Raw genomic sequence first — 18,229 nt, 5'->3', positions numbered from 1 at the left:
CGTCAAAACCTAGAGGACATCTTATGGAAACATTAATCAGTATCTTGGGGATTGTGGTTTTATTAGCAATCGCCTTTTTATTATCCACTAACCGCAAAGCCATTAACTACCGCACGGTCATTGGTGCCTTTGCCATCCAACTTATTTTTGGCGCGCTTATTTTATATGTGCCAATGGGACGCGATGCGTTGAAATGGCTCGCTGAAGGGGTGCAAAGCATTTTAAATTATGGCGCAGAAGGGACAAAATTTGTGTTCGGCGGGTTAGCCGGCGACAAAATTTTTGAAGTCATGGGGGGTGATGGTTTTATTTTCGCTGTTCGTGTTTTACCTGCTATTGTTTTCTTTTCTGCTCTTATTTCTCTTCTTTACTACATCGGCGTAATGCAATGGGTTATCCGTATTATCGGCGGTGGTTTACAAAAATTACTCGGTACTTCAAAAGCGGAATCCATGTCTGCGGCAGCAAATATTTTCGTTGGTCAAACAGAAGCACCGTTGGTCGTTAAGCCTTATATCAGCAAAATGACGGAATCTGAACTATTTGCGGTAATGGCGGGCGGTTTAGCCTCTATCGCCGGCTCAGTTTTAGCTGGTTATGCCGGAATGGGTGTACCGTTAACCTATTTAATCGCCGCTTCATTTATGGCCGCGCCGGCTGGTTTACTTTTCGCTAAAATTTTGGTTCCACAAACAGAACAATTTAATGATGATTTTACTAAAGTCGAATTTGAACAACCCTCTAATATGCTTGATGCGGCAGCAGCCGGTGCGTCATCAGGTTTACAACTTGCCTTAAATGTGGGCGCGATGATGATTGCATTCGTGGCATTAATTGCCTTACTAAACGGTATTTTAGGCGGTATCGGCGGTTGGTTTGATATGCCTGAACTTTCGCTTGGTATGATTTTCGGTTGGATTTTCAAACCACTGGCTTGGGTAATTGGTGTGCCTTGGGAAGAAGCGCATATTGCCGGTCAAATGATCGGAACAAAACTTGCCATCAATGAATTTGTCGGCTACTTTGAATTCTCAAAATATTTAGGCCCTGAAAGTGCGGTGCAATTAACAGATAAAACTAAAGCCATTATCACTTTCGCCCTATGTGGTTTCGCAAACTTCAGCTCAATTGCGGTATTAATCGGTGGTTTAGGCGGTATGGCACCGAACCGCCGTGGCGATATTGCGCGCTTAGGCATTAAAGCCGTGATTGCCGGTTCGCTTGCGAACCTAATGAGCGCAACCATTGCAGGCTTATTTATTGGATTAAGCGGTATCGCTTTGGCCTAAATTTGTGCTATACTCGCGACATTCAAAACCACGGTTCGTCCGTGGTTTTGTCGTATTTGAACATGTTAAACGTTTGCGTATTGCAACGTAAGGAATAACCATGAAACGTGTATTTATTATGATGCTCGACTCTTTCGGTATCGGTGGTGCCAAAGACGCAGCAAAATTTGGTGACGAAGGGGCAAACACCCTTGGGCATATTGCTGAACATCAATCTCCACTTAAACTCCCTCATCTTGAAAGCCTTGGCCTCGGTTTAGCGGCACAACAATCTTGTGGCGAACTACCAAAATCCTTCCAAAATCAACCGCACTTAATCGGTGGCTATGCCTTTGCCAAAGAAATTTCATCGGGCAAAGACACTACATCAGGACACTGGGAAATCGCTGGCGTACCGGTTTTATTTGATTGGGGATTATTTCCTGAGAAACAAAATAGCTTTCCACAAGATCTTTTAGATCGCATCGTAGAAAAATCAGGCATCAAAGGTTATCTTGGCAACTGCCATTCCTCTGGCACCGTCATTTTGGATGAACTCGGCGAAGAACATATGAGAACAGGTTTACCGATTTTCTATACCTCAGCCGACTCCGTATTCCAAATTGCCGCCCACGAAGAAACCTTTGGTTTAGACAAACTTTACGCACTTTGCGAATTGGTGCGTGCTGAATTGGAAGATTACAACATTGGTCGAGTTATCGCGCGTCCTTTTGTGGGAACCAAAGCCGGTGAATTCAAGCGAACCGGCAACCGCCGCGATTATTCGGTTGAGCCACCAGCACAAACCATATTACAAAAACTGATTGAAGAAAAAAATGGTACGGTGATTTCCGTGGGCAAAATTGCCGATATTTATGCCCATACCGGCATCAGCAAAAAAGTCAAAGCCACAGGCTTAGAAGAATTATTCGATAAAACCCTTGAAGAAGTAAAAAGTGCGGGCGAAAATAGCATTGTTTTCACCAACTTTGTAAACTTTGATGCCGACTTTGGACATCGCCGCGATGTGGCAGGTTATGCCAAAGGTTTAGAGTATTTCGATAGCCGTTTGCCTGAATTATTTGCGCTAATGCAAGATGGGGATTTGCTTTTCTTTACCGCTGACCACGGTTGTGATCCAACTTGGGCGGGTTCAGATCATACCCGCGAAAATATCCCTGTTTTAATGTACGGTAAACAAGTACCAACCCAATTTCTAGGCGCGCGCGAAACCTTTGCCGATATTGGTCAAACCATTGCCGGCCATTTTGGTCTTTCGCCGATGGAATACGGAAAATCCATTATTTAATCTCAATCTGAAGCGGTTCTTCCACCGCTTCTCTCACTAAAAGGAACATATTATGACTCCACATATTAACGCACCGGCAGGTGCATTTGCCGATGCGGTTCTTATGCCGGGCGATCCCCTTCGTGCAAAATATATTGCTGAAACCTTTTTAGAAAATGCGGAACAAGTCACCAACGTTCGCAACATGTTTGGTTATACGGGAACTTACAAAGGTCGCCGTATTTCAGTCATGGGACACGGTATGGGTATTCCATCTTGCTCAATCTATGCCAAAGAATTGATTACAGAATATGGCGTGAAAAAAATTATCCGCGTAGGTTCTTGTGGTGCGGTTCGTCAAGATGTTCACGTACGCGATGTAATCATTGGCTTAGGTGCTTGTACCGACAGCAAAGTTAACCGTACACGTTTTAAAGATAACGATTTCGCGGCGATCGCGGATTTTGAGCTTACACAAGCGGCTGTTCAAGCGGCTAAAAATAAAGGCGTTGCCGTTCGCGTAGGTAATTTATTCTCCGCCGATTTATTCTATACGCCGGATGTAGAAATGTTTGATGTGATGGAAAAATATGGAATTCTTGGTGTGGAAATGGAAGCGGCCGGAATTTACGGCGTTGCCGCTGAATTTGGCGCACAAGCGTTGACAATCTGCACCGTTTCAGACCATATCCGCACCGGTGAACAAACCACCGCGGAAGAACGCCAATTAACCTTTAATGATATGATTGAAATTGCGCTGGAAAGCGTATTACTTGGCGATAACGCCTAATTAATCTGAAATGCGGTTAAAAATCCCAAATTTTTCACCGCACTTTTCTTGAACTTCCCTTTTTCATCCCAATCTAATGCGCTAAACTATTTCCATTTTCCGACATATGGCTGGGGGACAGCATGAATTTTATTGGTAAGCTTTTTGGTTTCTTTCTCGGTTTCCGCTGGGGCGGTTTATTTGGTGCGATTATCGGCGCCATTGCCGGGCATTGGGTTGATAAAAAACTCTATGAGTTAGGCAGTGTTAACTCGTCTTTTTTCCACAGAAAACTCACACGTCAATCGCTCTTTATGCAAACCACCTTTGCGGTGCTAGGGCATTTAAGCAAAGCCAAAGGGCGTATTACCGAAGATGATATTGCCCTTGCCAACAATTTAATGGAACAACTTCATCTTGACACTGCGAACCGTAAATTAGCGCAAGAAGCCTTTACGCGCGGTAAAGAAGCGGATTTCCCTATTCGCCAGGTGATTCGCGAATTTCGTTTAGGCTGTGGGCAGCGGGCAGATTTATTGCGTATGTTCCTAAGCGTTCAATTCCAAGCCGCTTTTTCAGACGATCATTTACACAATGCGGAATTAGAAATCTTACGTGTTGTGGCGGAAGAATTGGGTATTTCGGCTTTCCAATTTGAACAAATGATCGCAATGGAAGTGGCTCGCCGCCAGTTTTCAAGTGGCAACTTTTACCAACAAGCCTATCAGCAGTATCAACAATATCAGCAAGGCAATTACCAACACCATGGTTATCAACAACAAAATAACTATGGCGGTTACCGTCAGGCTTCGGGACCAACGGTGGAAGATGCTTACAAAGTGCTGGGGGTTTCTGCCAGTGATGACAAACAAACGGTTAAACGCGCTTATCGCCGCTTAATGAATGAAAATCACCCTGATAAATTGGTTTCAAAAGGCCTGCCGCCTGAAATGATGGAAATGGCAAAAGAGAAAGCGCAACAAATTCAAGCGGCTTATGATTTAATTTGTAAAGCGAAAGGTTGGTAATGCGCGTTATTCTCGCTCCGATGCAAGGCGTACTGGATCCCTTAGTGCGCCAACTTCTCACCGAAATCAACCACTACGATCTCTGTATTTCAGAATTTGTTCGTGTCGTGGATCAATTGCTTCCCACAAAAGTGTTCTACCGTTTAGCCCCTGAATTACAACAAGGTGGCTTAACTTCATCAGGTACGCCTGTGCGCGTTCAATTATTGGGGCAATATCCCCAATGGCTCGCGGAAAATGCTGTTCGCGCCATTGAATTAGGCTCCCATGGTATTGATCTGAATTGCGGTTGTCCCTCCAAAACCGTGAATGGCAGTAACGGTGGTGCCAGCTTATTAAAAGATCCTGAATTAATTTACCACGCAACTTGTGCTTTACGTCAAGCCGTTCCTAAAGAGCAACCTGTCAGCGTAAAAGTGCGGTTAGGTTGGGATGATATTTCTCAAGCCTTTGAAATTGCGGACGCAGTGCAACAAGGCGGTGCCACTGAAATCACTATTCATGGTCGTACCAAAATGGACGGTTATCGTGCTGATCGAATTAATTGGGAACAAATTGGCAAAGTACGCTCAACCTTACACATTCCTGTGATTGCAAATGGTGAAATTTGGCATTGGCAAGATGGGCAAAAATGCCGTGAAATGACCGGCTGTGATGATTTAATGATAGGGCGCGGTGCGTTAAATATTCCGAATTTAAGCTATGTCATTAAAGACAATGCGGACAAAATGCCCTGGGACGCAGTGATGGTCATGCTACGCCAATACGCACAAATGGAAAATAGCCATGATAGCGGTTTTTATCATGTGGCACGGATCAAGCAATGGCTACATTATCTCAAAAAAGAATACGATAATGCCACCGCACTTTTTGCCCATATTAAGGCTTGTCATGATGCCGATGAATTACGTGAAAAGCTGTTATCCTTCCCATAAAAGAAAAATCCCGAAACATTGAATTTACTTCGGGATTTTCTGCATTTAGTCAAAATACCATTAACGCGCGCGGAACACGATACGACCTTTGCTTAAATCATAAGGGGTCATTTCAACTGTCACTTTATCGCCGGTTAAAATACGAATATAGTTTTTACGCATTTTACCTGAAATATGTGCGGTCAATACGTGACCATTTTCCAGCTCAACACGGAACATAGTATTTGGCAAGGTTTCCAAAATTGTGCCTTGCATTTCAATGCAATCTTCTTTAGCCATTCGCTATAAATCCTTTGTAATTAAAATAAGTTCAAAAAAACGTGCTGATTATACTCTCTTAACAAGGTTCCGCAAAGTAATTTGTGCTAATAAAAAAATATGATCGAAATCAAAATATATGAACTTACTTGTTTTATTCTTACAATTTTCATGTTGTTATACGCAGAGTTTAACTATAATGAGTTAACACTTTTCTATTATGTTTTTATACACCATTGGTGTTGTGGGAGAAAATTATGTCAAAACGTAAACTGCCTATCGTTGGTAGCTTAGTACTTGTTGTTTTAGGTGCAGTCGCGCTATGGGGCGGACAACAAATTCTTAAAGCAACTAACAGTCCTGAATTCTGTGTTAGTTGCCATTCCATGGAACATCCACGTGCCGAATGGGAAGGTTCCAGCCATTTTTCTAACGCAAAAGGTATTCGTGCAGAATGTGCGGATTGCCATGTTCCACAAGATGGTACGCACTATTTGAAAGCAAAAGTGACCGCACTGAAAGACCTATGGTACACCATGACAAATAAATTACCCGACAAAGCTGCTTATGAAGCGCATCGCGCCGAAATGGCACAGCGTGTTTGGGATGAAATGAAAGAAAATGATTCAATGACCTGTCGTTCTTGTCATAGCCTTGATGCCATGGAACTCTCTGAACAAACAGAGTTAGCTCAGCAATCCCATACAAATGCGAAAGCAAACGGACAAACCTGTATTGACTGTCATAAAGGGCTTGTCCATTTTTTACCTGAAACTACGGACAACGCAGCCGGTGCAAACGAGTTAGCAAAACACAGCGGTCAATTTGCAACCACAGATAAAACACTCTATACATTGGCAATCAGTACTGCGCAAGTTATTAAAGGTGGCGAAGCACGATTAATGCCATTTGCTGAACTCAATAATTGGAAAGAAAACAGCGATAAAATTAATGCCACGATTCAAGGCTGGCAACAAGTTGGTGCAGAAAGCTTAGTCTATATGGATCTTGGCAAACGTATTACTGTTGCAGTATTAGATGAAGATGCGAAAGCCAATGTAACGACGGTTAAAACGGTGCATGATGAAGTGACAGATTCTGACTGGAAACAAGTCGCCTTTGATATCAACCTAGCTAAAGCGGATATTAGCGCAGATTTAAACGCATTAAATGTGTTCGGACAAAATCTAAATCAAACCCACTGTAGTGGCTGTCACGCACCAATTAGTGCGGATCATTACACCGCAAATCAATGGATTGGTGTTGTTAATTCAATGAAAGATCGCACATCAATGACAGATGAACAAGTTCGTGCGTTGACAATTTATCTTCAACGCAATGCAAAAGATATGAAATAAGGAGCGAGCTATGAGTGAAAAAATTAATGCAAAACGCCGTGAATTTCTAAAGAATTCATCACTAGGCGTAGCGGGTGTAACATTAACTGGTGGCTCACTAACAGCAGCCTTTGCAAAGGCTGAAAGTGCGGTGGACTCTAAGACTATTGTCACTGCAGCACACTGGGGACCTCTTGGTGTTGTTGTTGAGAATGGTAAGGTTGTGAAATCAGGACCCGCTATTGAACCTTCTGTTGTTAATGAATTACAAAGTGTGGTGGCAGACCAACTTTACAGCGAAACGCGTATTAAATACCCTATGGTACGCAAAGGTTATTTAGCAGGAAATTCTGACCGTACTTTACGCGGACGTGATGAATGGGTTCGTGTATCTTGGGAGCAAGCACTGGATCTGGTTGCCAATGAAATGAAACGCGTCCGTGAAAAACATGGTGCTAGCGGTATTTTCGCTGGCTCTTATGGTTGGTATAGCTCGGGTGCTTTGCACGCAGCACGTACTCTATTGCATAGATATTTAAATGTGACAGGTGGTTTTGTTGGTACAAAAGGCGACTATTCAACAGGTGCTGCACAAGTTATCATGCCACATGTGTTGGGTACAATTGAAGTGTACGAACAACAAACAAGCTGGGAAGTGATTCTTGAAAGTACCGATACCATTGTATTATGGGGCGCAAACCCAATTACAACTATGCGTATAGCTTGGACATCTACAGACCAAAAAGGCATTGAGTATTTCAAAAAATTCAAAGACACAGGTAAACGCATTATTTGTATTGACCCCGTTCGTAGTGAAACATGCGAATTCTTAGGGGCTGAATGGGTACCTATCAATACGGCAACTGATGTACCGTTAATGCTTGGTATTGCCCATGAGTTGGTTCGTCAAGACAAACACGACAAAGCATTCTTGAAAAAATATACGTCAGGTTATGCAAAATTTGAAGACTATTTGCTCGGTAAAACCGATGGTCAACCTAAAACGGCGGAATGGGCAAGTAAAATTTGTGGTGTACCGGTTGAGATCATTCAAACATTAGCAAACGATTTTTCTAATAAACGCACAATGCTCATGGGCGGTTGGGGTATGCAACGCCAACGCCATGGTGAACAAACTCATTGGATGCTCGTTACGTTAGCTTCAATGTTAGGACAAATTGGCTTACCTGGTGGTGGTTTTGGTTTAAGTTATCATTATTCAAATGGTGGTGTTCCAACTGTGAAAGGTGGTGTGTTAGGTTCAATTACAGCAAACCCATCTGTTGCTGCCGGTGAAAAAACATGGCTTGATGAGACATCAAAATTCTCATTCCCTGTCGCGCGTTTAACAGACGCCTTACTCAATCCTGGAAAAACGATTCAATACAATGGTACAGAAATCACTTATCCTGACATTAAAGTCATTTATTGGGCGGGAGGAAACCCATATAGCCATCACCAAGACACAAACCAAATGGTAAAAGCATGGCAAAAACCTGATACCATTATCGTTAATGAAGTAAACTGGACTGCAACAGCTCGTATGGCAGATATTGTACTTCCTGCCACAACGAGCTACGAGCGTAACGACTTAACCATGTCAGGCGATTATTCAATGATGAATATCTATCCGATGAAACAAGTCGTGCCGCCACAATTTGAAGCCCGTAACGATTATGATATTTTTGCAGAACTTGCCAAACGTGCCGGTGTAGAAGACCAATTCACCGAAGGTAAAACAGAAATGCTGTGGCTTAAAGAGTTTTATCAAGTTGCATTTACTGCAGCACGTAACAATCGCATCGTGATGCCTAAATTTGAACAATTCTGGGCAGAAAATAAACCTCTGACTTTTGAAGCGACAGAACCGGCAAAAAAATGGGTGCGTTATGAGCAATTCCGCAATGACCCATTGCTTAATCCACTAGGTACACCATCGGGTAAAATCGAGATTTATTCAGATGTTGTAGCCAAAATGAATTATGATGACTGTAAAGGCTATCCAAGTTGGATGGAACCTGAAGAATTTGCGGGTAACGTGACGGCAGAATATCCACTTGCTTTGGTTACACCACATCCATATTATCGCCTTCACAGCCAACTAGCACACACTTCATTACGCCAAAAATACGCTGTCAATGATCGTGAACCTGTGTTAATTCATCCCGAAGATGCTAACGCTCGCGGTATTGAGAATGGGGATATTGTGCGTATTGAAAGCCCACGCGGTCAGGTTTTAGCGGGTGCCGTGGTTACAGATGGCATTATCAAAGGCACTATCGCTTTACACGAAGGGGCTTGGTACGATCCGTTAGATCTTGGTGAATCGGAAAAGCCATTGTGTAAAAACGGTTGCCCGAATGTATTAACCCGCGATGAAGGCACTTCAAAACTGGCGCAAGGGAATTCACCGAATACTTGTATTGTGCAAGTGGAAAAATTCCAGGGTAACGCGCCACGCGTGACTGTGTTTGAACAACCTAAACAGTCGGCATAAAATAGGCTCATTTTTGACCGCACTTAAGCTAAAGTGCGGTTATTTTTTTCAATTTTTAGATTGAACATTCAAAAATCACTGTAAAGCAAGCACATTTTTTGATACATTATGCACGATTTTTTGACTGTCTAATTTGGGCAAATTTTGAGAACGGAACACTTATGTTATTTAAAAAAATTCGTGGATTATTTTCTAACGATCTTTCTATCGACTTAGGTACAGCGAATACGCTGATTTACGTGAAAGGTCAAGGTATTGTGCTTGATGAACCCTCTGTGGTGGCAATTCGTCAAGGTCGTAATGGCAATAAAAGTATTGCGGCAGTCGGTAAAGACGCAAAATTGATGCTGGGTCGTACATCCAACAACATCACAGCCATTCGCCCAATGAAAGATGGCGTGATTGCAGATTTCTCTGTCACTGAAAAAATGTTGCAACACTTCATCAAGCAAGTACATAGCGGAAACTTTTTGCGTCCTAGCCCACGTGTGGTTATCTGCGTACCGGCCGGTGCAACACAAGTTGAACGCCGTGCTATTAAAGAGTCGGCATTTGGCGCAGGCGCACGCGAAGTGCATTTAATTGTTGAACCGATGGCCGCAGCCATTGGTGCGAAATTGCCTGTTTCAACTCCAACAGGTTCCATGGTTATTGATATTGGTGGCGGTACAACAGAAATCGCGGTTATCGCACTCAATGGGGTAGCTTATTCTTCATCGGTTCGTATCGGTGGTGACAAATTTGACGAAGCGATTATCGCCTATGTTCGCCGTACCTTTGGTTCCTTAATTGGTGAAGCCACCGCAGAACATATTAAGCAAGAAATTGGTACCGCTTACATCCAAGATGAAGGTGAAGTGCGTGAAATGGAAGTGTATGGTTCTAATTTAGCGGAAGGTGTGCCACGTGCATTTAAACTCACGTCTCGTGATATTTTAGAAGCTATTCAACAGCCGTTGGAAGGTATTATCACCGCAATGCGTACCGCACTGGAAGAATGTAAACCTGAACATGCAGCAGATATTTATGAACACGGTATGGTATTAACCGGTGGCGGTGCATTATTACGCAATATCGATATTTTACTTGCCAAAGAATCCGGTGTGCCTGTCGTGATTGCTGAAGATCCATTAACTTGTGTTGCTCGTGGTGGTGGTGAAACCCTTGAGATGATTGACAAGTACGGTTCAGATATTTTTAGTGACGACTAATTTTAAGCAAACATAATCAAAGTGCGGTAAAATCTGACCGCACTTTTCGTTTATTTATTTCGATATTTTTCACTCAATGAAACCGATTTTTAGTAAAGTTCCCCCGTTAGGTTTACGTTTATTTCTTGCGATTATCGCATCCATTGCGCTAATTCTCTCTGATGGACAAACCAATGCCATGATCCGTGTACGTAGTGTCATGGAAACTGCAATTGGCAGTCTCTATTATCTCGCCAATTCACCGCGTTCTGTGTTAGATAATGTCTCGGAAAATCTTGTAGATACCAATAAATTACAGATTGAAAATAAGGTATTAAAAGATCAGTTACGTGAAAAGAACGCCGATCTCTTATTGCTTGATCAATTAAAAGTCGAAAATCAACGTTTGCGTTTGCTACTCAATTCGCCATTACGCACCGATGAATATAAAAAAATCGCTGAAATTCTCACCGCAGAAACCGATCGTTATCGCCAGCAAGTCGTGATTAATCAAGGTGTGAATGATGGTGCCTATGTAGGACAACCTGTGATTGATGAAAAAGGGGTTATCGGGCAAATCATTTCCGTTGGCGAGCAAACCAGCCGTGTATTATTGCTTACCGATGTCACCCACGCCATTCCTGTGCAAGTATTGCGCAATGATGTGCGTATGATTGCGAGCGGTACGGGTCGTCCTGATGAACTTTCCTTAGACAACGTGCCTCGTTCAGTGGATATTGAAAAAGGCGATTTACTGGTCACTTCAGGGCTAGGCGGTCGCTTTCCCGAAGGCTACCCTGTTGCCGTTGTTGAAAATGTCTCTCGAGACGGCGCAAATTATTTTGCCACTATCACCGCAAAACCGCTGGCATCCTTGGAACGTTTACGTTATGTACTCTTAATTTGGGCAAATGAAGATATGCACCGCGCCAAAGCGAGTTCCCCTGAAGAAGTGCGTTCCACTGTGCAACAACGTTTAGCCAATCAGGAAAAAGGGATTGATACCAAAAAGGCGTTAATCATGAATGAAGAAAATCAAAATCCGCCCGGCACGGATGACACCCCATCGCCGGACAATTTACCTGAAATGAATAACAACGATAATCAGGTTGATCCTGAACTCAAAGAACATAGAGAAGAAGACTAATGAACGGACGATTTTTTATCCAATTTTTAGGATTATGCACCACGTTTATTATTGCCCTCGTGCTTGAAATTGCACCTTGGCCGGCAGGATTGCAAGCCTTAAAACCCGCTTGGTTAGCACTTATATTAGCCACTTGGATTCTTGCCTTACCGACACAAATTAATGTCGGCACTGCATTTATACTAGGGATGTTATGGGATGTCGCCATCGGTTCGATTTTGGGTGTACATGCTTTAGTGTTATCCCTTTTCGCTTACACACTCGCGCGTTATAACCAAATTTTTGCCAATTTGTCTCTGTGGACGCAAAGTCTCTTAATGATCGTCATGGTATTTATATTGCGCATTGTCATTTTTATCGTTGAACTCTGTATTCATACCGCCACCTTCAACGGACAAGAGATTTTGGGTGCAATCATCAGTGGGGCATTATGGCCTTGGCTATTCTTACTGCTACGCCGCATCCAACGTCAGTTAGGGATTAATATTTAATTCACCAACACAAAAGGTGTAATAGACAAAAGCGCGGTCAAAACTCACTGAATTTTGACCGCGCTTTTTCTCAAGATAAAACTAACGAATCACAAAACTGATAGGCACACTCAAGGTATCGCTCATTCCTGCCGGTCTTGCGCCAACAGATTGCGCGGAATTCACCGCATTAAGTGCTGAATTATCCAATTCTTCTTTTCCCGATGATTTCAATACACGCGCATTGTTCAATGAACCATCCGCCCCCAGATTAAACGCAATCGTCACCACACCTTGCAGCCTCATCATCCTTGCCCGCTGAGAATATTTTTTATGACGCTCAATTTCGCGGTGTAATTTCGCTTTATAAGCCGCAATTTCGGACGTATTCGTGCCGCTACCTGCCATATTGGCATTGGTGTTCGCGGATTTGGATAATGCCGTTGCTTGTGAATTAACATTGGCATTTCCCGCTTGAGCTTTAGCCGCAACGACCGCATTGGGATTAGGCTCGGTTTTAGCCATTATTTTATTTTCCGGTACTTTCGGTTTTGCCTTTTCTTTCGGCGGTTCTTTCGGTTTCTCTTTTGGCTTAAGCTTTTCTTTTTCCTTTTCTTTCAATTTTTCTACCGGTTTTGTCGGATCCGCCACCGTCTCTTTTTTCTCAGGTTCCACGGCTTTCGCTGGCTCAGGGGTTGGCTCAGCTTCAACCCGCGTTGCCATTAACATTTCCATAGAAATATTCGTGGAAATTTCATCTGCGGTAATGCCATTCGCTGATTTGTCTTCTTTGAAAGCAAACCACAACAAGGCAATTAAGCCAACATGAAAGAAAAGCGATCCCAAAAAACCCAAACGCAAATGACTTTTCATGCTATTTGCCTTTCTCTTTCATTGCCACAATGGCAACATTTTTAATCTCATTTTTTGCCATTAAATCTGTAATCGACACAAAATCCTGAAAAGAGGCTTCCGCATCGACTTTTAAGGTCACTTTCTGATCTTTATTCCAAGTGGCAATTTCTTGCTCTAACGCCGCCTTTTCAATGGGTTTATCGTTGAAGAAATATTTCCCGTCATGGGTGACCGTCAACAATTTAGCTAAGTCATCAGATTTAAAGGCGACCGTTTGTGATGCTTTTGGGACATTCACCTGAATTTTACCTTGCGAAATAAAAGATGCCGTAATCAACACGATCGCGAGCAAAACCAGCATAATGTCGATAAAAGGAATGATGTTAATTTCATCAAACTTTTTCATACCCTACCTCTATGCGCCAATATTTTTGCTGCTATTTAATGCTTTCCATTTTAAGCGTTGCACTTCAACTTTTCGCCCTAGCGCGCTGTAAAACACCATAGATGGAATTGCCACTAAAATCCCCACCGCAGTGGCTTTTAACGCAAGGGATAAATGCAACATAATTGCCGCAGCGTCAATGTCACCTGCGGAATTGCCTAAATCGAAGAAGGTTAATAAAATCCCAACGACCGTGCCTAATAAGCCGACATAAGGCGCATTGGCACCAATGGTTGAAATAATGGTGAGATGGCGATTGAGATCGATGTCTAATTCGTGAATATTGCTATAGGTTTGCACTTTAATACGGCTGAGAAAAATGAAACGTTCAATCACAAAACACACCATAATAAAGCTCATAATACCTAATAAGCCGATGATAATGTAATCGCTATAGTCTTTGAGAAATTGAAATAATGCTGGCATAGGACACCTTTTATATAAGTAAAAATCGCTTCCGAATATAATTGAGAATTACTTTCAATTAGGTTTTGAATTGTATCAAACTCAAGAAATGAGGTAAACAAACAAAATAAGGGTTTTACGATATAGAGCAAAAGTGCGGTGGAAAATAATGAAAAAGTGGGCAATAGGTCAACAATCTCCCCATTGCCCACTCTCATTAAACTAGAATTTATAAGCAACGCTTAATTTGTAGTTACGACCTGGATCTAAATCAACAGAACCATAATATTGCGTACTGTGATCCATATAAGCTTTGTTGAAAATGTTATCCACACCGGCAGTTAACTCTAAGCCTTTGATTTGTTTAGGTGACCAAGATACATAAACATCACTAACTGCATAACTTTCACGAATAGTTTGTTCTACCGCAGGTAAATTAACTTCTCGTACATACATGGTTTTCCAGCCTAAATCCAATTGGGTATCAGGAATGTAGTAGTTTAAGGCGAAAGTATAACGATCGCCTGTATCAGGGAAGGCATAATAACCTGTGGCTTTTTGTTCACTACGTGCGCGAGCATAAGTTACTGAAGCGGCAAAATTGTCATAACGGTATTTAGCCGAGGCTTCACCCCCTTTTAACACCACTTCACCAATATTTTGGTAAACACTACCGCGACCACGACCTGCACTTACCGAACGACTGATGTTGTCATAATTGGTGTGGAAATATTTAGCCGTGAGTGATAACCCATCAACATCCGCAAATACACCGTCTTGTGCATAGCTAAATCCGATTTCTTTATTATCGCCACGCGTTGCGTCTAAGTTAGCAGAATAAGCTCGCGTACCACGTAAATAAATTTCGCCTGCATCAGGGCCTTTGAATAATTCAGTGTAGTTGGCAAAGAGCATTAAATTATCCGTCACTGAATATTTTAACCCTAAGGCTTTAGAAACGCGGCGATAGGTTTTATCAAAGTTAGCGGCTAAATCCGCATTGTAATGGTCATAGCGAAGCCCGGGTGTAATCATTAAATTACCAAGGGCAATTCGATCTTCCAAATAAACAGAAGTACTGGTTAAATTCGCCACATAAGCATTTGCCGGCGCATTAAGCGCTTGTGATTTGGTATTGTAATATTCACCACCGAATAAAATTTCGTGGTTTGTTTTGCCTAATTCAAAGCGTGATGTATTGGATAAAGTTCCGCCTACAGTGCGCACTTTGGTTTGTTCAGAATTCATCGATTCTGAAACAGTTTCTGTATTGTACACATTAGCTTTGATATCAACCCATTGATTTTCTTCAGGATTATAACCATAGCTTAAGGTATAAGTTTTACGGGTCAACCCTGCATAGGCTTTGCCATGACTGGCTTGATTGTAACCGCGCTCCCCTGGTGCCGGCACATCGCCTAAACACATTGCCATATTGGCACGGAAACAGTTATAAGCAATATTGCGATAACGTTCCGCGGAAGCTTTAACCCAATGATCTTTGCCAATATTGTATTTGGCTTTGAAAAGATAATTTTGCAGATGACCTTTGTTTTCATTTTCTAAGCCATTGCCATCTTTGCCATTTTCCTGATGACGATAGTTGAAATAACCTAATAATTCTAAATCATTGGCACGCCCATATAACATCCCCATTCCTTGGTTTGAGTCGCCATTTGAGCCATAAGCATATTTGACTTTACCGCCAAAATTTTGTCCTTCTTCTAGCATATCCGAAGCATCGACCGTTTCAAATTTGATAGAACCACCCAATGAACCAGCACCGGCCACCACCGAGTTTGAGCCAACGTCAATATCGACACGTTTAAGAATTTCAGGATCGATCCCATAGTTGCCGTTATGATGGAAAGCATAACCATTTTGGCGCGCACCATCAACGGTAACAGTCAAATATTCTTCACTCACACCACGAATGTTATAACGTTCCACATTTGAACGTGCGCCATTCACGTTTACCCCCGGAATACCGCGAATAACATCAGACATTTTGGTGGCTTGACGAACTTTGGTTACCCCTTTGGCATCAATATTTGCCGCTTGTGGTGCAATATTGTCACTAACCACATCAATGGTATCCAATTGTTCCGCCGCCTGTGTATTGAGTGCCACAAAAACACTCAATGGTAACAACGCCAGTGGCATTTTCTTGATTTTTTTCATCATTAGGTTCCTTCTTTTTGAACTCAGTGCAATTGAGAATTGTTATTATTTGTAAAAATACCTTTCTGTCAACCGTTTTCTAAAAAATTTTTCTGAAAAAAAATCCCCTCAATTTTTATTTGTTTCAATAAAATTTCTGTGTTAGTCTGAATATAAGAATTATTCTCAAAATCATTTACAAGGTTTTTAATGCTATTTCAACGCTGTTATTTGCTTCTTTTATTGCTGTTGCTTTCCCTGATTTCCTTATTTATCGGGGTAAGTGCGGTCAATATTCAGGGACTTCTGGCGTTAGACAGTCAACAATGGGAAATGCTGACCATAAGCCGCTTACCGCGGTTAATCAGCATTTTAATTGCAGGATCGGCGTTAAGCATTTGCGGGTTGGTGATGCAACAATTAAGCCGTAATCGATTTGTTTCGCCAACGACCGCAGGCACGATGGACAGCGCAAAATTGGGGATTTTAATCGCGATTTTACTCTTCCCTTCCACCAATATGCTGTTAAAAACCGGCATCGCTATTGTCGTTTCTTTCATCGGTACGCTGATCTTTATGACAATTTTGGGAAAACTCAAGGTGAAAGACAGTATTTTCGTCCCCTTGGTTGGCATTATGTTCGGCAATATCATCAGCTCAATTACCGCTTTTATTGCTTACAAAGAAGATCTGTTGCAAAACCTTTCAGGTTGGTTACAAGGGGATTTTTCGCTCATTATGGCAGGACGTTATGAATTGCTCTATGTGAGTTTACCGATGTTAGTCATTGCCTATTTATTTGCCCAACGTTTTTCCATTGTGGGAATGGGGCAAGATTTTGCCACGAATCTAGGCTTAAATTATAAACACGTACTCTATTTAGGCTTAGTGATTGTGTCCGTGGTCTCTAGTATTATCATTATTTCCGTGGGCGTCATTCCCTTTTTAGGACTGATTATTCCTAATTTAGTAACCCTTTACTTAGGCGACAACTTAAAAAAGGTCTTATCACACACCGCACTTTTAGGCGCAATATTTGTATTGTGTTGTGATATTTTAGGACGTTTGGTGATTTATCCTTACGAAATTGCCATTAATGTTGTTGTTGGCGTTTTTGGTAGCGCAATCTTCTTAGCTTTGTTATTGAGAAGGTACCGTTATGCATAAAATAGCCTTTAACCACAAACAAAAATTAGCACTGTTAGTGATTATTAGCCTTATGGCAATGGCATTTTATCTCGCTTATAACTTGCCTAATCGCTGGCAATACGCCTTACATCATCGCGCTTTAAGCTTAACCGCAATGATGGTGACCGGTTCAGCCATTGCGCTTGCCACGATGATTTTCCAAACTATCGCGAACAATCGAATTTTAACGCCAAGCATTTTAGGCTTAGATAGCCTGTATTTGTTTATTCAAATCATCATCCTTTTTCTCTTTGGATCAACAACGCTCAATTCCATTGATCCCGTTGTCATGTTCTTTGGCAGTACAGGCGTGATGGTATTATTTGCCCTGGGTTTGTATCAAGTGATGTTTAAACAAGAGCAACAAAATCTCTTTTTCTTGCTTTTAGTGGGCATTGTGTTTGGCACCTTGTTCCAAAGCCTGACAACCTTTATGGAAGTGCTAATCGATCCCAACGAATTCCAAATTGCGCAAGACATTGGCTTTGCCAGCTTTAACCGAATGAATTTAGGGATTTTATGGTTCGCCTTGGGGATTTTATTGCTGACGATTATTCTCAGTGTACGCTATTGGCGATACTTTGATGTTCTCGCGTTAGGGCGTGAACAGGCGATTAATTTGGGCGTGGATTATGCCAAAGTCACTAAACATTTATTAATTATTGTGGCAATTTTGATGTCCGTTTCCACCGCACTTGTGGGCCCCATGACGTTCTTAGGCTTGCTGATTATGAATTTAACCTTTGAATTTATGCCAACCTATAAACACAAATGGCTCATTCCTGCGGCAATGTGTTTATCGATAATCACCCTAATTATCGGACAAACCCTTGTCACCCAAGTTTTTGCTTTTAATACCACATTAAGCATTATTATCAATTTTGTGGGTGGCGTATATTTTATTTTCCTGCTGTTAAAAACGAGCTGAATTTACAATCCAAGTGCAACAAAAAAAGAAGTACTCATCAACTAGAATATAATTTTGTTTC

17 protein-coding genes are annotated in these 18,229 nt (G+C 42.0%); 12 read left to right on the top strand and 5 right to left on the bottom strand.

What is annotated here, in order from left to right:
- Positions 1-23: 23 nt before the first annotated feature.
- From E7T07_RS01485 to dusC, 5 genes are all read left to right on the top strand, one after another.
- Complete coding sequence (locus E7T07_RS01485) at positions 24-1,289, top strand: NupC/NupG family nucleoside CNT transporter (RefSeq protein ID WP_135709169.1); 1,266 nt, start codon at positions 24-26, stop codon at positions 1,287-1,289.
- 100 nt (positions 1,290-1,389) lie between these two features.
- The gene (locus E7T07_RS01480) at positions 1,390-2,577 is read left to right on the top strand and encodes a phosphopentomutase (protein ID WP_135709168.1); all 1,188 of its coding nucleotides are present in this window, start codon (positions 1,390-1,392) and stop codon (positions 2,575-2,577) included.
- Positions 2,578-2,629: 52 nt separating this feature from the next.
- On the top strand, positions 2,630-3,346 hold the full coding sequence (gene deoD / locus E7T07_RS01475; protein ID WP_135709167.1) for a purine-nucleoside phosphorylase: 717 nt from the start codon (positions 2,630-2,632) through the stop codon (positions 3,344-3,346).
- A gap of 122 nt (positions 3,347-3,468) precedes the next feature.
- Complete coding sequence (djlA, locus tag E7T07_RS01470) at positions 3,469-4,353, top strand: co-chaperone DjlA (RefSeq protein ID WP_135709166.1); 885 nt, start codon at positions 3,469-3,471, stop codon at positions 4,351-4,353.
- Positions 4,353-5,288, top strand: a complete 936-nt coding sequence (dusC, locus tag E7T07_RS01465) for a tRNA dihydrouridine(16) synthase DusC (RefSeq protein ID WP_135709165.1) — start codon at positions 4,353-4,355, stop codon at positions 5,286-5,288. The genes djlA and dusC overlap by 1 nt, the downstream gene beginning before the upstream one ends.
- 60 nt (positions 5,289-5,348) lie before the next feature.
- Here dusC and infA read toward each other — a convergent pair whose 3' ends face one another.
- Positions 5,349-5,567 carry a translation initiation factor IF-1 gene (gene infA, locus E7T07_RS01460; protein WP_135709164.1) on the bottom strand — a complete coding sequence of 73 codons (219 nt, stop codon included), beginning with the start codon at positions 5,565-5,567 and terminating at the stop codon, positions 5,349-5,351.
- 236 nt (positions 5,568-5,803) lie between these two features.
- Here infA and E7T07_RS01455 point away from each other — a divergent pair, with 236 nt between their 5' ends.
- The 5 genes from E7T07_RS01455 (at position 5,804) to mreD (ending at position 12,208) form a co-directional block, all read left to right on the top strand.
- Positions 5,804-6,904 (top strand): NapC/NirT family cytochrome c, encoded by a 1,101-nt coding sequence (locus E7T07_RS01455; protein ID WP_135709163.1) that lies wholly within the window; start codon positions 5,804-5,806, stop codon positions 6,902-6,904.
- A 10-nt stretch (positions 6,905-6,914) separates the two neighbouring features.
- Positions 6,915-9,380 (top strand): trimethylamine-N-oxide reductase TorA, encoded by a 2,466-nt coding sequence (gene torA / locus E7T07_RS01450; protein ID WP_135709162.1) that lies wholly within the window; start codon positions 6,915-6,917, stop codon positions 9,378-9,380.
- A gap of 161 nt (positions 9,381-9,541) precedes the next feature.
- Positions 9,542-10,591 (top strand): rod shape-determining protein, encoded by a 1,050-nt coding sequence (locus E7T07_RS01445; protein WP_135709161.1) that lies wholly within the window; start codon positions 9,542-9,544, stop codon positions 10,589-10,591.
- Positions 10,592-10,667: 76 nt separating this feature from the next.
- A complete protein-coding gene (gene mreC / locus E7T07_RS01440; RefSeq protein WP_135709160.1) occupies positions 10,668-11,717 on the top strand; it encodes a rod shape-determining protein MreC in 1,050 nt (349 codons plus the stop codon).
- The gene (gene mreD, locus E7T07_RS01435) at positions 11,717-12,208 is read left to right on the top strand and encodes a rod shape-determining protein MreD (protein WP_135709159.1); all 492 of its coding nucleotides are present in this window, start codon (positions 11,717-11,719) and stop codon (positions 12,206-12,208) included. Before mreC ends, mreD begins: the two co-directional genes overlap by 1 nt.
- An 81-nt stretch (positions 12,209-12,289) precedes the next feature.
- Here the strand turns inward: mreD and E7T07_RS01430 are convergent, their stop codons facing one another.
- The 4 genes from E7T07_RS01430 to E7T07_RS01415 all read right to left on the bottom strand — a co-directional run bounded on the left by E7T07_RS01430 (position 12,290) and on the right by E7T07_RS01415 (position 16,076).
- On the bottom strand, positions 12,290-13,060 hold the full coding sequence (locus E7T07_RS01430; protein WP_135709158.1) for an energy transducer TonB: 771 nt from the start codon (positions 13,058-13,060) through the stop codon (positions 12,290-12,292).
- A gap of 1 nt (position 13,061) precedes the next feature.
- On the bottom strand, positions 13,062-13,448 hold the full coding sequence (exbD, locus tag E7T07_RS01425) for a TonB system transport protein ExbD (RefSeq protein WP_135709157.1): 387 nt from the start codon (positions 13,446-13,448) through the stop codon (positions 13,062-13,064).
- Positions 13,449-13,457: 9 nt separating this feature from the next.
- Positions 13,458-13,913 (bottom strand): TonB-system energizer ExbB, encoded by a 456-nt coding sequence (gene exbB, locus E7T07_RS01420; protein WP_135709156.1) that lies wholly within the window; start codon positions 13,911-13,913, stop codon positions 13,458-13,460.
- 201 nt (positions 13,914-14,114) lie between these two features.
- Positions 14,115-16,076 (bottom strand): TonB-dependent receptor domain-containing protein, encoded by a 1,962-nt coding sequence (locus tag E7T07_RS01415; protein ID WP_246046066.1) that lies wholly within the window; start codon positions 16,074-16,076, stop codon positions 14,115-14,117.
- Positions 16,077-16,262: 186 nt separating this feature from the next.
- Between E7T07_RS01415 and E7T07_RS01410 the strand changes: the two genes are divergently transcribed.
- Both E7T07_RS01410 and E7T07_RS01405 read left to right on the top strand, forming a co-directional pair.
- Entirely contained in the window at positions 16,263-17,219 is a 957-nt protein-coding gene (locus tag E7T07_RS01410) for an ABC transporter permease (RefSeq protein WP_135709155.1), read from the top strand.
- The gene (locus tag E7T07_RS01405; protein WP_135709154.1) at positions 17,212-18,168 is read left to right on the top strand and encodes an iron chelate uptake ABC transporter family permease subunit; all 957 of its coding nucleotides are present in this window, start codon (positions 17,212-17,214) and stop codon (positions 18,166-18,168) included. The genes E7T07_RS01410 and E7T07_RS01405 overlap by 8 nt, the downstream gene beginning before the upstream one ends.
- Positions 18,169-18,229 lie beyond the last annotated feature (61 nt).

This window comes from Actinobacillus porcinus (assembly GCF_901764995.1).
GTDB classification, from domain to species: Bacteria; Pseudomonadota; Gammaproteobacteria; order Enterobacterales; family Pasteurellaceae; genus Exercitatus; species Exercitatus porcinus.
Note: the sequence above shows the minus strand (reverse complement) of the source record. Positions and strands in the feature narration are given on the sequence as shown.